The 15,002-nt window shown below is 44.0% G+C and carries 16 protein-coding genes; 13 read left to right on the plus strand and 3 right to left on the minus strand.

Annotated elements, in window-relative coordinates; translation table 11 throughout:
* Positions 1–66 precede the first annotated feature (66 nt).
* The 3 genes from LNL84_RS13270 to LNL84_RS13280 all read right to left on the minus strand — a co-directional run bounded on the left by LNL84_RS13270 (position 67) and on the right by LNL84_RS13280 (position 2,464).
* The gene (locus LNL84_RS13270) at positions 67–612 is read right to left on the minus strand and encodes a peptidylprolyl isomerase (protein WP_244358049.1); all 546 of its coding nucleotides are present in this window, start codon (positions 610–612) and stop codon (positions 67–69) included.
* A complete protein-coding gene (locus LNL84_RS13275; RefSeq protein ID WP_244358050.1) occupies positions 612–1,181 on the minus strand; it encodes a YajG family lipoprotein in 570 nt (189 codons plus the stop codon). Before LNL84_RS13275 ends, LNL84_RS13270 begins: the two co-directional genes overlap by 1 nt.
* Before the next feature lie 152 nt (positions 1,182–1,333).
* The gene (locus tag LNL84_RS13280; protein WP_244358051.1) at positions 1,334–2,464 is read right to left on the minus strand and encodes a methyltransferase; all 1,131 of its coding nucleotides are present in this window, start codon (positions 2,462–2,464) and stop codon (positions 1,334–1,336) included.
* Positions 2,465–2,780: 316 nt separating this feature from the next.
* Here LNL84_RS13280 and bolA point away from each other — a divergent pair, with 316 nt between their 5' ends.
* The 13 genes from bolA (at position 2,781) to LNL84_RS13345 (ending at position 14,969) form a co-directional block, all read left to right on the plus strand.
* Positions 2,781–3,089, plus strand: a complete 309-nt coding sequence (gene bolA, locus LNL84_RS13285; protein WP_244358052.1) for a transcriptional regulator BolA — start codon at positions 2,781–2,783, stop codon at positions 3,087–3,089.
* 507 nt (positions 3,090–3,596) lie between these two features.
* Positions 3,597–4,937: a Na(+)-translocating NADH-quinone reductase subunit A gene (locus tag LNL84_RS13290; protein ID WP_244358053.1), complete on the plus strand. Its 1,341-nt coding sequence runs from the start codon at positions 3,597–3,599 to the stop codon at positions 4,935–4,937.
* A gap of 3 nt (positions 4,938–4,940) precedes the next feature.
* A complete protein-coding gene (locus LNL84_RS13295) occupies positions 4,941–6,182 on the plus strand; it encodes an NADH:ubiquinone reductase (Na(+)-transporting) subunit B (protein WP_244358054.1) in 1,242 nt (413 codons plus the stop codon).
* Entirely contained in the window at positions 6,172–6,939 is a 768-nt protein-coding gene (locus LNL84_RS13300; protein WP_244358055.1) for a Na(+)-translocating NADH-quinone reductase subunit C, read from the plus strand. The genes LNL84_RS13295 and LNL84_RS13300 overlap by 11 nt, the downstream gene beginning before the upstream one ends.
* Positions 6,939–7,571, plus strand: coding sequence for an NADH:ubiquinone reductase (Na(+)-transporting) subunit D (locus LNL84_RS13305; protein ID WP_244358056.1), 633 nt, complete (start codon positions 6,939–6,941; stop codon positions 7,569–7,571). Before LNL84_RS13300 ends, LNL84_RS13305 begins: the two co-directional genes overlap by 1 nt.
* Before the next feature lie 7 nt (positions 7,572–7,578).
* Complete coding sequence (gene nqrE, locus LNL84_RS13310; protein WP_244358057.1) at positions 7,579–8,175, plus strand: NADH:ubiquinone reductase (Na(+)-transporting) subunit E; 597 nt, start codon at positions 7,579–7,581, stop codon at positions 8,173–8,175.
* A gap of 35 nt (positions 8,176–8,210) precedes the next feature.
* A complete protein-coding gene (gene nqrF, locus LNL84_RS13315) occupies positions 8,211–9,437 on the plus strand; it encodes an NADH:ubiquinone reductase (Na(+)-transporting) subunit F (RefSeq protein WP_244358058.1) in 1,227 nt (408 codons plus the stop codon).
* Positions 9,438–9,582: 145 nt separating this feature from the next.
* Entirely contained in the window at positions 9,583–10,620 is a 1,038-nt protein-coding gene (locus LNL84_RS13320; RefSeq protein WP_244358059.1) for an FAD:protein FMN transferase, read from the plus strand.
* An 11-nt stretch (positions 10,621–10,631) separates the two neighbouring features.
* Positions 10,632–10,865 (plus strand): (Na+)-NQR maturation NqrM, encoded by a 234-nt coding sequence (gene nqrM / locus LNL84_RS13325; RefSeq protein ID WP_244358060.1) that lies wholly within the window; start codon positions 10,632–10,634, stop codon positions 10,863–10,865.
* A gap of 185 nt (positions 10,866–11,050) precedes the next feature.
* Positions 11,051–12,121, plus strand: a complete 1,071-nt coding sequence (dinB, locus tag LNL84_RS13330; RefSeq protein ID WP_244358061.1) for a DNA polymerase IV — start codon at positions 11,051–11,053, stop codon at positions 12,119–12,121.
* 1 nt (position 12,122) lies between these two features.
* Positions 12,123–12,605 carry a transcription elongation factor gene (locus LNL84_RS13335; protein ID WP_244358062.1) on the plus strand — a complete coding sequence of 161 codons (483 nt, stop codon included), beginning with the start codon at positions 12,123–12,125 and terminating at the stop codon, positions 12,603–12,605.
* A gap of 47 nt (positions 12,606–12,652) precedes the next feature.
* Positions 12,653–13,414 (plus strand): YggN family protein, encoded by a 762-nt coding sequence (locus LNL84_RS13340; protein ID WP_244358063.1) that lies wholly within the window; start codon positions 12,653–12,655, stop codon positions 13,412–13,414.
* Between the two features lie 187 nt (positions 13,415–13,601).
* Complete coding sequence (locus LNL84_RS13345; RefSeq protein WP_244358064.1) at positions 13,602–14,969, plus strand: sodium-dependent transporter; 1,368 nt, start codon at positions 13,602–13,604, stop codon at positions 14,967–14,969.
* Positions 14,970–15,002: the final 33 nt, after the last annotated feature.

Here is a 15,002-nt window from a genome sequence, read left to right on the forward strand (position 1 = left end):
CACATGACGCTCCTTGTTATTGGCATGCCAACGAAAATTAATATAGAGCCTGAACGGCCCTCTGAATTAGTCTATCTTTTTGATATTAGTTATAATAATGCTTTCTTGAGGTACGTCTCTCATGCCGCCAACACTTCGAGTCGGTTTTTGCCCCATCGCTTGCACAACCTCAAAGCCGTCAATCACTTTACCAAAGACCGCATAGCCGGGATTGCTGTAGCTATAGTTTAGAAAATCATTATCGACAAGGTTAATAAAAAACTGTCTGGTTGCCGAATTAGGATCCTGAGTTCTGGCCATGGCAATAGTTGCGGTATCGTTTGTCAAACCGTTTGAGGCTTCATTCTGGATTGGTCCGTAAGCTCTCAGACGGTTAAAATCTGCATCAAAGCCACCACCTTGTGCCATGAAACCCGGAATAACACGATGGAACTGACTGTTCACATAGCTGCCGTCGTCCACATAGCGTAAAAAGTTCTCTACCGTAGTCGGTGCCTGTTCTTGGTTTAACTCAAGGGTGAAGTTGCCGAGGCTAGTTTCAACTAATACCTTAGGACCGGCCAGTACCGAGGCTGAAAACAGGGCCAGAGCCAGGCATATTTTTTTCAACATTAGAATCTCTCCTTCATATAATCTTGTAGCTCTTGATCGTTCGCTATTTCCTTGAGAACCAGACTAACCGTATCGTTGAGCACTGTCGCGATATCTTCGTCGGATGCACTCATTACACCAGAACGTTTAGCGGTTCCGTTATAGGTTTTGACCAGTTTTCCTTTGGCATTTTCAGCCGTTAGCTCAATGGTAACGTTGCCGTCGATATCGTTTTCCATAACGCTATGACGAACAGAGACTAGAGCCTCTTGTAACTCAAGCTTTAGAGAGTTTGAGCTGTTTACCGTCACATGATAACCCTGTGATGAAAACTGTTGAGTAAGAAGGTTTTCTAAAGAAACGCGAACATTTTGTTTTGAATGAACAGGAGTAATATTTGAGCGCCCGTTGTCGAGCAGAGCGACGTACTGAGCGGTTCGGACGTCTTTACTCGATAGGGTGAATGATTTCCCCTCAACAATCTTCGCAGCGCTCATGGTGGCTTGTGGCGCGAAGTCTATCTGTTCTTGCTTAGGGCTTGCACAGGCTGCTAAAAGCGCAACGGATACAGCCAACACCAACTTTTTCATTACTAGATTCCTTTTTTCTACATAGATACCAATGGGGTATCTCAATCGACATCCAAGAGTGGTTCGATATATCTTAAAATGTCATCAATGAACGATTGTGTGTCAAAGTCTTAGTGATAGCTAGCGAGCTGGTACTAACATTGACTTAAACTTTACTTAGTTGCTTGTAAAATAACAAATTTGGCATTTGAAGCCACCCGCTTCACTTGATTCTTGCCAAATAGCTTAGCCAGCTTTTTATCGTAGCCGAGGTGACGGTTGCCGATAACTAATAACTCTCCGCCAGTACTAAGAACTTGCTTTGCGTCACAGAACATCTGCCATGCGATATGGTCGGTGACCGCTTGTTGTTGGTGAAAAGGCGGATTACATAGAACCAAATCTGCACTATTTTTTTCAAACCCGTCTAAGCAATTATTGGCGATATATTGCACATTAACGCCTGAATCTACATTGTTCGAGAGGTTAATTTTTGCAGATTGAACCGCCATCAAACTTTCATCCACACAAATGAGTTGTGCGTTAGGGTTTAGCCTGGCCGTTTTTACTGACAAGACACCATTACCGCACCCCAGGTCGATAATCGTACCGTAGCGATCGTTTTGTGGAATATGCTCAAGCATAAAGCGAGCACCGAGATCCAAACTTTCCCCCGAATATACGTTAGGTAAGTTGGTGAGAGAGATATCTTCGTGTTCCACTGTCCAACAAGTATTGGCCGATACATCAAGCTGTGGTTGGCTGTTTGCGAAACTAAAGACTAAGCGGTGTTTTTTCCACGCCAGAGAGGTGCGTGTATCACCTAGGTATTTATCAAACAGTTTAAGGGTCGAGCTGTGTATCTCTTTCGCTTTATTCACGGCTATTACAGGGCAACTTTCGCTAATAGAGCGCCTAAGCTGGCTCAATAGCCAGGTAAGATAGCGGTTGTTTTTTGGTAACTGCATCAGTACCAAATCAATATCATTAGGTAGTGCAGACATCGCATCCATGAATTGAACTGCGGGACATTGGTTTCGCTCCAAGTTCTGCAGAGCACCTCGTCGAGATATGAATGAATCACTCATCACAGTCACATTGTGATGCTCTGAAAACCAACAGGCAAGAGCACCAAACTGATCATTAATGATCAAGATATTTTGCTTTGGCGCAAGGTCAAGTTCTTCTGCATGACGAATAAGGTACTCGTCACCAGCATCCCAAGCTTGTAGCTGCTCAGCAGCGTGCTCTGGGAAGCGGTGAAGTGTTAGCGTTCTTTCGAATAAATTAAGTTCTGTTTTCATAGCTTGGATACGTGTTGGAGTTACGGGTATTGTCGCAGAAGCAATTTCCTTGTTGCAACACTTATTAAAGATGCCTTATTTAATCATGTAGAGAAGTCGTTGGTGTTGGCTTTAGGTTAGTTAATGTCGTCAACCTTGCCATAGCACTGTGCGAAATTAGGCAGGAGACTTGTAGAGACTATGAGCCTATTTGGTTAATGAAAGGATATAGCTACTGCAAGTTTCTGAAGCATGAGTATAATGAACAAATAATAGATTCAGTTAAACTGAAGACAATAATAGAAAGTATCTCAGATCGTATTTAAAGGAAGCCCAGATGATTCAACAGCTTATCGAGCAAAAGCTCCACCAGGCCTTTCATCCCCTCTACTTAGACGTGCGCAATGAAAGCTATATGCACAACGTTCCGCCTGGCTCAGAGAGCCATTTTAAAGTGGTAGTCGTGAGTGAACTATTTGAAGGTGAACGACTCATCTCTAGGCACCGAAAGGTGAATGGTGTGTTGGCTGATGAGTTATCTAATTCCATTCACGCGTTAGCCATTCATACTTACACTCCGGAAGAATGGAGCAAGGAAAATGAATTTGCTCCAGCCTCTCCGAAATGTGCGGGTGGCGGAAACTGACACACGTTGGTGTGACCAGCGTGGTATACAGAGTTCCCCAAAGAAAATAACATACGGCCAAATTGACATGTGCCACAGTTATTGTTGAAGGTTTGCTTATTTCAATTGTACCTCAAAAGAGGTATTTTAATTAACACGGTGACAACAAATTACGTCATATGAATGTTAGTATTTTTCTTGTGACGAAATATGAACAGCACAATGACCTAAATTGTATAAGGTTAATGGACTATGTGCGATGCCTCAAAGTTATGAATATTCGCCAGCCGTTACCTAGCAAAACATTCGATAAAATGGGCTGAATACCGCTATTGGTCATGGCATCCTCTTTGAAAAAGATGCTAAACTAGCACCCCAATAAGATCTCGCAGCGATTCTATGACGAGATTGTAAATGTGATGTTGCGCTCTGCTTGTTTAAAACGCAGAGTTAGACACTTCAATGTCGTGTCTAAATATTACTCAAATTAAAAGAATCTTTTTCCCGATAAAAGTAGTGCAAGTGCGTATGATTACAATAAAGAAGGGCTTGGATCTTCCTATTGCAGGAGCTCCCTCCCAGGTGATTAATGATGGTAAGTCCATCACTAAAGTCGCCTTGCTTGGCGAAGAGTATGTGGGTATGCGTCCAACGATGCATGTTCGCGTAGGTGATGAAGTAAAGAAAGCTCAGGTTCTGTTTGAAGACAAAAAGAATTCCGGTGTGAAGTTTACTTCTCCAGCAAGCGGTAAGGTTATCGAAGTTAATCGTGGGGCAAAGCGTGTCCTTCAGTCCGTCGTGATTGAAGTGTCAGGTGAAGACCAGGTTACATTCGATAGCTTCGATGCCAATCAACTAGCGGGTCTTGATCGCGATGCGATTAAAACTCAGTTGGTCGATTCTGGTATGTGGACCGCGTTGCGAACTCGTCCGTTCAGCAAGGTTCCCGCAATTGATTCTGAAACTCAGGCTATTTTCGTGACCGCGATGGATACTAATCCACTAGCGGCTGAGCCAGAATTAATTATCAATGAGCAATCAGAAGCTTTTGTTGCTGGTTTGGATGTACTTTCCAAACTGACCAGTGGCAAAGTGTATGTGTGTAAAAAGGGCACAAGCTTACCGCGTTCCACGCAATCTAATGTAGAAGAGCATGCCTTTAATGGCCCTCACCCAGCGGGTCTTGCAGGCACTCACATGCATTATCTCTATCCTGTTAATAACGAGCATGTCGCTTGGAGCATTAACTATCAAGATGTTATCGCTTTCGGTCACCTTTTCTTAACGGGTGAACTTTTCACAGATCGAGTGGTAGCTCTTGCAGGCCCAGTGGTAAATAACCCACGTCTTATCCGTACTCAAATTGGTGCTAGCCTTGATGAGTTAACGGACAATGAGTTAATGCCTGGCGAAGTGCGTATTGTTTCTGGCTCAGTTCTTTCAGGTACTGCAGTTTCTGGTCCAACGGCGTATTTAGGTCGTTACCACCAACAAATTTCTGTGCTTCGTGAAGGTCGCGATAAAGAATTGTTTGGTTGGGCCGTCCCAGGTAAAAATAAATTCTCTATTACCCGCTCTTTCCTTGGTCACGTTTTCAAAGGTCAGTTGTTCAATATGACAACAACGACTAACGGTAGTGATCGCGCGATGGTGCCAATTGGCAATTATGAAAAAGTGATGCCAATGGATATGGAACCAACCTTACTTCTTCGTGATCTATGTGCTGGCGACAGCGATAGTGCTCAGCGCTTGGGTGTGCTTGAGTTAGATGAAGAAGATATGGCGTTGTGTACCTTTGTTTGTCCTGGTAAATACGAATATGGTCAGCTCCTACGTGAGTGCCTAGACAAGATTGAGAAGGAAGGGTAATTCATGCTTAAGAAATTCCTTGAGGATATCGAGCATCACTTTGAGCCAGGTGGCAAACACGAGAAGTGGTTTGCTCTGTATGAAGCAGCGGCGACGTTGTTCTACACACCAGGCCTAGTAACGAAGCGTAGCTCGCATGTCCGTGATAGCGTTGACTTGAAACGTATCATGATCATGGTTTGGTTTGCGGTGTTCCCAGCAGTGTTCTGGGGTATGTATAACGCAGGTAACCAGGCTGTTATGGCGCTAAACCACCTTTATTCTGGCGTAGAGCTTGCGGCAGCAATTGATGGTAACTGGCACTATTGGATAATTGAAGCCATTGGTGGAACATTAGGCACTGATGCTGGCTGGGGAAGTAAAATGCTTCTCGGGGCCACATATTTCTTACCAATCTACGCGACGGTCTTTATCGTTGGTGGTTTTTGGGAAGTCCTGTTCTGTATGGTGCGTAAACACGAAGTTAACGAAGGTTTCTTCGTAACGTCAATCTTGTTTGCTTTGATTGTTCCGCCAACACTTCCTCTTTGGCAAGCAGCACTCGGTATTACCTTTGGTGTTGTTGTTGCAAAAGAAATCTTTGGTGGCACTGGTCGTAACTTCCTTAACCCAGCTTTGGCGGGTCGTGCATTCCTATTCTTCGCTTACCCTGCACAAATTTCAGGTGACGTGGTATGGATAGCCGCTGATGGTTTCTCTGGTGCTACAGCTCTGAGCCAATGGGCACAAGGCGGGGAAGGTGCACTGCTTAACAATATCACTGGCCAAACGATCACTTGGATGGACGCGTTCATCGGTAACATCCCAGGTTCAATCGGTGAAGTGTCGACGCTTGCACTGATGATTGGTGCTGCAATGATTGTGTACATGGGCATCGCGTCATGGCGCATTATTGCAGGTGTAATGATCGGTATGATTGCCGTTGCAACTCTGTTTAATGTCATCGGTTCTGACACTAACGCTATGTTTGCAATGCCTTGGCACTGGCACTTAGTGTTGGGTGGCTTCGCCTTTGGTATGTTCTTTATGGCCACTGATCCTGTTTCAGCGTCCTTCACTAATAACGGTAAGTGGGCTTACGGTATTTTGATTGGTGCGATGTGTGTCATGATTCGAGTGGTGAACCCGGCTTATCCAGAAGGCATGATGTTAGCAATTTTATTTGCAAACTTGTTCGCACCTCTATTCGACCACTTTGTGATTGAAAAGAACATCAAACGGAGAGAAGCACGCTATGGCAAGTAATAACGATAGCATTAAAAAGACTCTGTTTGTTGTTATCACGTTGAGCTTAGTGTGCTCAATCGTTGTATCGCTAGCAGCAGTTGGTCTGCGTGATAAGCAGCAAGCTAATGCAGTTCTAGATAAACAAAGCAAAATTGTTGATGTTGCTGGTATTCAGGCTGAGGGTACTGTCCCTGAGCTGTTTGCTCAGTACATCGAACCTCGTTTGGTTGATTTTGATACGGGTGAGTTTGTTGACGGTGATGCGGCAACTTACGACCAACGTAAAGCGTCAAAAGTACCATCAGAATCTATCCGTCTAAAGGCAGAACAAGATAAAGCGAAAATCATTCGTCGTGCCAATGTGGGTACTATCTACCTTGTTAAGCAGGACGGTAAGGTAACGAGCTTAATCCTACCTGTTCATGGAAATGGTCTATGGTCAATGATGTACGCTTTCGTAGCGGTACAAACTGACGGTAATACAGTGAATGGTATTACCTACTACGAACAAGGTGAAACTCCAGGACTGGGTGGTGAAGTTGAAAACCCGACTTGGCGTGCACAGTTTGTTGGTAAGAAGCTGTTTGATGAGAACCATAAGCCAGCCATTAAAGTGGTGAAAGGTGGAGCTCCTGCAGGTTCTGAACATGGCGTAGATGGCCTTTCTGGTGCCACGCTAACAAGTAACGGCGTTCAAAACACATTTGACTTTTGGTTAGGTGATATGGGCTTTGGTCCTTTCCTAGCGAAGGTTCGTGACGGAGGTCTGAACTAATGTCTGATGCTAAAGAAATGAAAAAGAGCCTGTTTGCACCGGTGTTGGATAACAACCCGATTGCACTTCAAGTTCTCGGTGTGTGTTCTGCACTTGCCGTAACGACGAAACTGGAAACAGCATTTGTAATGACACTGGCGGTAATTTTCGTTACTGCATTGTCGAACTTGTTCGTTTCGCTTATTCGTAACCATATGCCAAACAGTGTACGTATCATCGTACAAATGGCGATCATCGCCTCTTTGGTAATCGTTGTTGACCAAATCTTGAAAGCGTATCTTTACGATATCTCTAAGCAACTTTCAGTATTTGTAAGTTTGATCATTACCAACTGTATCGTAATGGGTCGAGCGGAAGCGTTTGCAATGAAATCAGCCCCACTGCCGTCATTCATTGATGGTATTGGTAATGGTCTTGGCTATGGTTTTGTACTGATGACAGTTGCATTTTTCCGTGAACTACTAGGTTCTGGCAAACTGTTTGGTGTTGAAGTACTTCCACTGGTATCTAACGGTGGCTGGTATCAACCAAATGGTCTGATGCTTCTAGCACCATCAGCATTCTTCTTAATTGGTTTTATGATTTGGGCTATCCGTATCCTTAAACCTGAACAAGTAGAAGCGAAGGAGTAAGGTCGAAATGGAACATTATATTAGTCTACTTGTTAAATCGATCTTCATCGAAAATATGGCGTTATCATTCTTCTTGGGAATGTGTACTTTCTTAGCCGTGTCTAAGAAAGTGAAAACGTCTTTTGGTCTTGGTGTTGCGGTTGTGGTGGTATTGACCATTGCCGTGCCAGTGAACAACCTTGTTTATACCCACGTATTGAAAGAAAATGCTTTAGTTGCTGGTGTTGACTTAAGCTTTTTGAACTTCATTACGTTTATTGGTGTAATCGCAGCGCTGGTTCAAATTCTAGAGATGATCCTCGATCGCTTCTTCCCACCGTTGTACAACGCTCTGGGTATTTTCCTACCATTGATCACAGTTAACTGTGCGATTTTTGGTGGAGTATCGTTCATGGTTCAACGTGATTATAACTTTGCGGAATCGGTCGTATACGGCTTTGGTTCTGGTGTGGGTTGGATGCTGGCTATCGTTGCGCTCGCGGGTATCCGTGAGAAAATGAAGTACTCTGATGTACCTCCGGGTCTACGTGGTTTAGGCATCACGTTTATCACTGTTGGTCTGATGGCTCTAGGCTTCATGTCGTTCTCTGGTGTTCAACTGTAGGTCGGGTAAGCGACACAAATTTTAAGGAATAGTCAATGCAAGTTATTATCCTTGGTGTAGTGATGTTTACCCTGATCGTATTGGCTTTGGTTCTAGTAATTTTATTTGCTAAATCGAAGTTAGTACCAACAGGCGACATCACAATCTCTGTAAATGGCGATGCTGATAAAGCAATCGTAACTCAGCCAGGCGGAAAGCTGCTGAACGCACTAGCTGGTGCTGGTGTATTCGTATCTTCAGCTTGTGGCGGTGGTGGCTCATGTGGTCAGTGCCGAGTTAAAGTGAAATCTGGCGGTGGTGATATTCTACCGACCGAGCTTGACCATATTACTAAAGGTGAAGCTCGCGAAGGTGAGCGTCTAGCATGTCAAGTTAACATGAAGGCGGACATGGACATCGAACTTCCTGAAGAGATATTCGGTGTTAAGAAGTGGGAGTGTTCGGTTATCTCAAACGATAACAAAGCAACATTCATCAAAGAGCTTAAACTTCAAATCCCTGATGGCGAATCAGTACCTTTCCGTGCTGGTGGTTACATCCAGATTGAAGCGCCAGCTCACCATGTTAAATACTCAGACTTCGATGTACCTGATGAATATCGTGAAGATTGGGATAAGTTTAACTTGTTCCGCTATGAGTCAGTAGTCAATGAAGAGTGCATTCGTGCTTACTCTATGGCTAACTACCCAGAAGAAGAAGGTATTATTATGTTAAACGTGCGTATTGCTACGCCACCGCCTAATAATCCTGATGTACCACCTGGTATCATGTCTTCATTCATTTGGTCGCTAAAAGAAGGCGATAAGTGTACTATCTCTGGCCCATTTGGTGAGTTCTTTGCGAAGGACACTGACAACGAAATGGTCTTCATCGGTGGTGGTGCCGGTATGGCGCCGATGCGCTCGCACATTTTCGACCAGCTTAAGCGTTTGAATTCTAAGCGTAAGATGTCATTCTGGTACGGTGCTCGTTCACGTCGTGAAATGTTCTACGTTGAAGATTTCGATGGCCTACAAGCTGAAAACGATAACTTCAAGTGGCATGTCGCACTGTCTGACCCTATGCCGGAAGATAACTGGGATGGTTACACTGGCTTCATTCACAACGTCATCTATGAGAATTATCTCAAAGATCACGAGGCACCTGAAGATTGTGAATACTACATGTGTGGACCACCTATGATGAATGCCGCAGTCATTGGCATGTTGAAAGACTTAGGTGTAGAGGATGAAAACATCCTACTCGATGATTTTGGTGGTTAATCTCCACTAAGTTGTTGAAAATACGGCTGGCTCTTTGGAGTCAGCCTTTTCAATTTTATGAGAGTAGTAACCTTTGAAACCAATCAAAGGCTAGTATTTTTATTAAAATAATAACGAGAAGTGTTGTTCTATTGAGGGTTTTTAGATGAGTAAAGGTTCGTTTTATCTGACTCACGGGGTAAAGTTTTTATTCGCGACTATCATTGCGGTGTTCTTGGTGTCGGCATGCAGCGACAAGCGTGAGCAAATTCACTTAAGTGGGCCGACCATGGGAACGCTGTATAACGTAAAATACATAGTGACAGACCAAGCGCCAAAGCCAGAATTAGTGCAAGCGAAACTGAACGAACTGTTAGAACAAGTGAATGATCAAATGTCGACTTATCGTCAAGATTCAGAGTTAAGCCGTTTTAATCGTTACTACGGCACAGAACCTTTCCCTGTTTCAAAAGAAACCGCGATTGTTGTGAAAGAGGCCATTCGGTTAAACAGTCTGACTTTGGGCGCTCTTGATGTGACCGTTGGCCCATTGGTCAACCTTTGGGGGTTTGGTCCAGAAGCGAGACCAGAAACGATTCCAACAGAAGAGCAGCTAGCAGAACGAAGAGCACAAACGGGGATCGAGCATCTGTCGGTTACCGAAACTAGCTTGAGAAAGGACTTACGCAGTTTGTATGTAGATCTTTCAACTATCGCGAAAGGTTGGGGAGTCGATGTGTTGGCGGACTATTTAGAGTCTGTTGGTATTGTCGATTACATGGTTGAAGTGGGAGGCGAAATGCGTCTTAATGGGCTCAATCGTGAAGGAGTTAGATGGCGTATTGCTATTGAAAAACCGACTGTCGATGAGCGCAATATTCAAGAAATCATTGAGCCTGGAGATATGGCTATTGCGACGTCTGGCGACTACCGAAACTACTTTGAGAAAGACGGCATCCGATACTCTCATATTATTGACCCATCAAGTGGTAAGCCAATAAACAATAGAGTGGTCTCAGTGACTGTTATCGACCCATCATCTATGACTGCTGATGGCCTAGCTACGGGGTTGATGGTACTCGGTGATGAAGAGGGAATGGCGATCGCTAATGAGCACAATATTCCTGCATTCATGATTGTGAAAACAGAAGATGGCTTTAAAGAGCTGGCTTCTGAATCCTTTAAACCTTTTTTAAACAATTAATTGGCGGGTATATGTCGACGTTTTTAATTACTTTTGGTGTTTTTCTTGCCGTTATTGTGGCGATGTCGGTGGGCTACATTTTTCAAAAGAAAGTAGTGAAGGGCAGTTGTGGTGGTTTGGGGGCAGTCGGTATCGACAAAGTATGTAACTGTCCAGAGCCATGTGATGCTCGTAAAAAGCGTGAAGCGCGTGAGCAGATGAGAGCCGAAAAATTGGCTGCTTGGGAAAAAGACCGCATCGCGTAAATACACAAGCCTTCGATTATAAGCCAGAGCCTCAAGCTCTGGTTTTTTTGTTTAAGCTTTCGCAAGAACAGACAACGTATTGAATAAAGATATTGGGCGATAAAACGATGAGAACCTCATCAATCTAGTCAGCAGTCATAAAGTTGGTTAAACTAAACCTGTATAAATAATCAGTGTAGAAGGCAATGTCTAACCGAGTCAGCAAATTTGTTCATGTCGATATGGACTGCTTTTACGCAGCTGTTGAGATGCGCGACAACCCACATTATCGCGGCAAACCGCTCGCGGTTGGAGGCAGTGAACGACAACGCGGTGTGATTAGCACCTGTAATTACGAGGCGAGAAAGTTTGGTGTTCGCTCTGCAATGCCAACGGCTCAGGCTCTCAAGCTTTGTCCGCAACTATTGTTGGTCCCCGGTCGCATGCAAGTTTATAAAGAGACTTCAGTAAAAATTCGAGAGATTTTCTCACGTTATACCAAACTGATTGAACCGTTGTCTTTAGATGAAGCTTATTTGGATGTAACCGATTCTCCTTGTTGTCAGAACTCGGCGACACTCATTGCGCAAAGTATACGTAATGATATTTGGAATGAACTCGAATTAACGGCATCAGCGGGCGTAGCGCCACTTAAGTTTTTAGCTAAGATTGCCTCAGACCTAAATAAACCCAATGGCCAGTATGTTATCCCACCGAATAAAGTACAAGAGACAATCGACAGTTTGGATCTAGGTAAAATTCCGGGTGTGGGCAAGGTCAGTCTAGAGAAGCTCAACAGGGCTGGATACTATACTTGTTTAGATATACGGCAAAGTGATTATCGTGAACTCATTGTTCGTTTTGGGCGTTTAGGTGCCTCGCTTTGGAACAAAAGCCATGGAGAGGATAAACGTCAGGTTGTTGTCGAGAGAGAGCGAAAATCGGTTGGAGTTGAAAGGACGTTCAACCGAAATATCTCCAGTTTTGAACAATGCTGGGACGTGATTGAGACTCGTTTGTACCCCGAACTGGCCAGACGACTTACCCATTCGACACCTAAACGAAATATCATAAAGCAGGGTATCAAAGTAAAGTTTGCTGACTTTAAGCAAACCACAATAGAACATGTACATAACCAACTTGAGTTAGGCTACTTTAAAGAGCTTCTCGTAGAAGTGTTGCAGAGGCAACAAGGCCGTGAAATTCGACTTCTTGGAGTGCATGTTATGTTAGAACCAAAAGAACAAGCACGACAGATTAGTATGTTCGAGGAGTAAAATGAATAAGAAGGTTTTAATCACATCAGCGATCGAACGACTAAACGATAATATTCTCGCGTTGCAGTCAGAGTTAGAAAAAGCCGTTGATGCAGCCACTAATGAAGAAACCATTCCCGATGGTAAATACGACACTTTGGCTCTAGAAGCATCTTACCTAGTGCATGGTCAAACTGTTCGTCTGGGCGAAATGCGTTCCGATGTCACAACATTAGAGTCTTTGCCTCTTAGAATGTTTTCTAACGATGAGGCTGTTGCGTTGTCTGCGATTGTAGAAGTTATTGATGAGCACGACAATCATAAGACGTATTTTCTGGTGCCGTGTGCTGGAGGGCTGACCGTGATGAACGATGAAACCCTTATCACACTTGTCACACCATATTCTCCAATGGGAAAGGCACTATTGACCAGACACTGTGATGAAGATTTTTCGTTAGAAATTGGCGGTAAGGTTTGTCAATACGATATCGTTTCAATAAGCTGAGCTTAATGAGTAGACGCTGACTCTATAGATGTTGAGGAATTGTAGTTATGAATAAAGTCAAAATCCGATTATCGGTAGTTCTGGGTTTGGTGATGTCTTCGGGTTCGGCATACGCCTTAGAGCGCTGCAAGGTTGATATTAAAAACGAAGTGCATCTAGATGGAAAACAAGTCGAAGTCGTTGCTTCGGACACATCAAAGCTTCGAATTGATGAAGAAAGCAATTTATATATTAATGGTGAGCGCGTTAACCTCAATGAACTACAGCAAGATGCATTAAATAGTTATCGAGAGAATATGAACACCTATGTGCCACAAGCTAGAGAGTTAGCGCAAAACGGACTTTCAATGAGCAATGATCTTCTCGATGATGTTGCTAAGAGCTTTGATAATTCGCAAGCCTTCCAAAATGTTAAAGACGCCCTTGCAGAGTTCTTTGCTGATGTGGAGTCTCGCTATTATCAAAATGGTGAGTTTGTTTTAAAATCCGAAGCGTTTAGCTCATTTCTGGATCATTGGCAGGAAGATTTTGACAAAGCCAGAGAAGTGTTTAACAGCGAGTTCTTTAGCAGCGCTTTTACGGCAATGTCCGATAAGATGAAAGCCGACGGTGGTCTAAATTTGAGCGAACTTTCTCAAGAGATGGATAAACTTAAATCGCGGCTGGCCGAAACGATGGCGAACCAGAAAGATACGTTAAAAAAACAGGCAAGCGATTATTGTGAGTCACTTAATGATGTTGCTGAGCAAGAGCAAGATTTGCAGCAAAAAATCCCAGAGTTAAAAGACTACCAAGTGTTCACTATTTAAATCAAACCGCCGTAAGGCGGTTTTTTGTACATGCAGCTACAGTGAGAGAGCAGCATTGGGGGATTCATCTGTACGGTAAAATGTACGTTGTAGCGAAAGTCGCTGATGTTGAGAGTTCGGGTAATACTTGTTTTCAATATGGCTTTCCTTTACTGTACCAGCAAACTAGTACGTGGTAGTGATTTAAGTGAATAATTCGGACACAAACTCAACGCAACGTGAGCATTTTGGCTCGCGTATCGGCTTTATTTTGGCAGCGGCAGGCGCCGCAGTTGGCTTAGGTAATATTTGGGGATTCCCGACCCAGGCAGCAAGCAATGGCGGCGGTGCTTTTCTCATTGTGTATTTAGCGATGATATTGGTTGTCGCTTTTCCGATGCTAGTCGTAGAAATGGCCATTGGTCGTCATGGACAAGCGAACCCAGTTGATAGCATGCGTGCCATTACATCGAATCCATTCACCAAAAAGCTGGCAGGGAGCGTAGGCTGGATAGGTTTAACCGTGCCGTGTGCCGTACTCGCATTTTATTCAATTGTCGGTGGCTGGCTCATTTGTTTTTTATTGGCAGCACTTTGTGAAATCATTGGCCTTTTCGATGCCGCGCTATGGTTTAAAGGCTTTAGTGTTGAGCGTAATGTCTTTGGTACCGTCGCGTTTTATCTGCTGACCATCTTGATTGTACAGGGCGGGGTAAAGCAGGGGATCGAAAAGTGGTCAACACGGTTGATGCCTTCGCTGTTCGTTCTATTTGGTTTGTTGTTTGTGTACATAATGATGCAACAAGGAGCCCTACAAGGCCTGAAACACTATCTCATTCCTGATTTCGAGAAAGTGTGGGATCGCAAACTGATTCTCGCGGCAATGGGGCAGGGCTTTTTTTCTTTAACGATCGGTGGTTGCTCAATGTTGATCTACGGTTCGTATCTTTCCAAAAAAGAAAATTTGCCACAGATGGCAATGAAGGTGACTTTGGTTGATACTGCGGTTGCGTTCATTGCGGGGCTTGTTGTGATGCCAGCGATGTTTGTGGCTATGCAAAAAGGCGTGCAAATCTATGCTGAAGACGGAACGCTATTGAGCTCCGATACACTTGTCTTTACCGTGTTACCGTTAATGTTTGAGTCGCTGGGCTTTGTTGGACTGGTGTTTTCTGTAGTGTTCTTTTTATTGTTAACCATTGCAGCGCTCACATCGTCGATTTCTATGCTCGAATGTCCAGTTGCGTTAGTTGATGAACGCATACAGGTCGGGCGTAAGAAAACCAGTTGGGCATTGGGTGCATTGATTGCTTTGTTTAGTGTCTATATCGTGTATAACTTCGCAGAATTATTTGGTTTGGTGGCGATGGTTGCCACTCAGTACTTGCAACCTATGGCGGCATTGCTGTTCTGCCTGTTTGGCGGCTGGGTATGGAGTCGAGCGGGTAAAATTAAAGAGCTTGAGCAAGGGTGCCCGGACTTTCAAATGGGTTGGTTTGGCAAGCTATGGCCATGGTATGTGAAATTTGTTTGCCCTATATTGGTCATCACCGTTATCTGGGCATCATTTGGCTAGTGCAATAAATGTTCTGAGATAAAGCCGGCGCGG

Source organism: Vibrio gelatinilyticus (genome assembly GCF_022836845.1).
Lineage (GTDB): Bacteria > Pseudomonadota > Gammaproteobacteria > Enterobacterales > Vibrionaceae > Vibrio > Vibrio gelatinilyticus.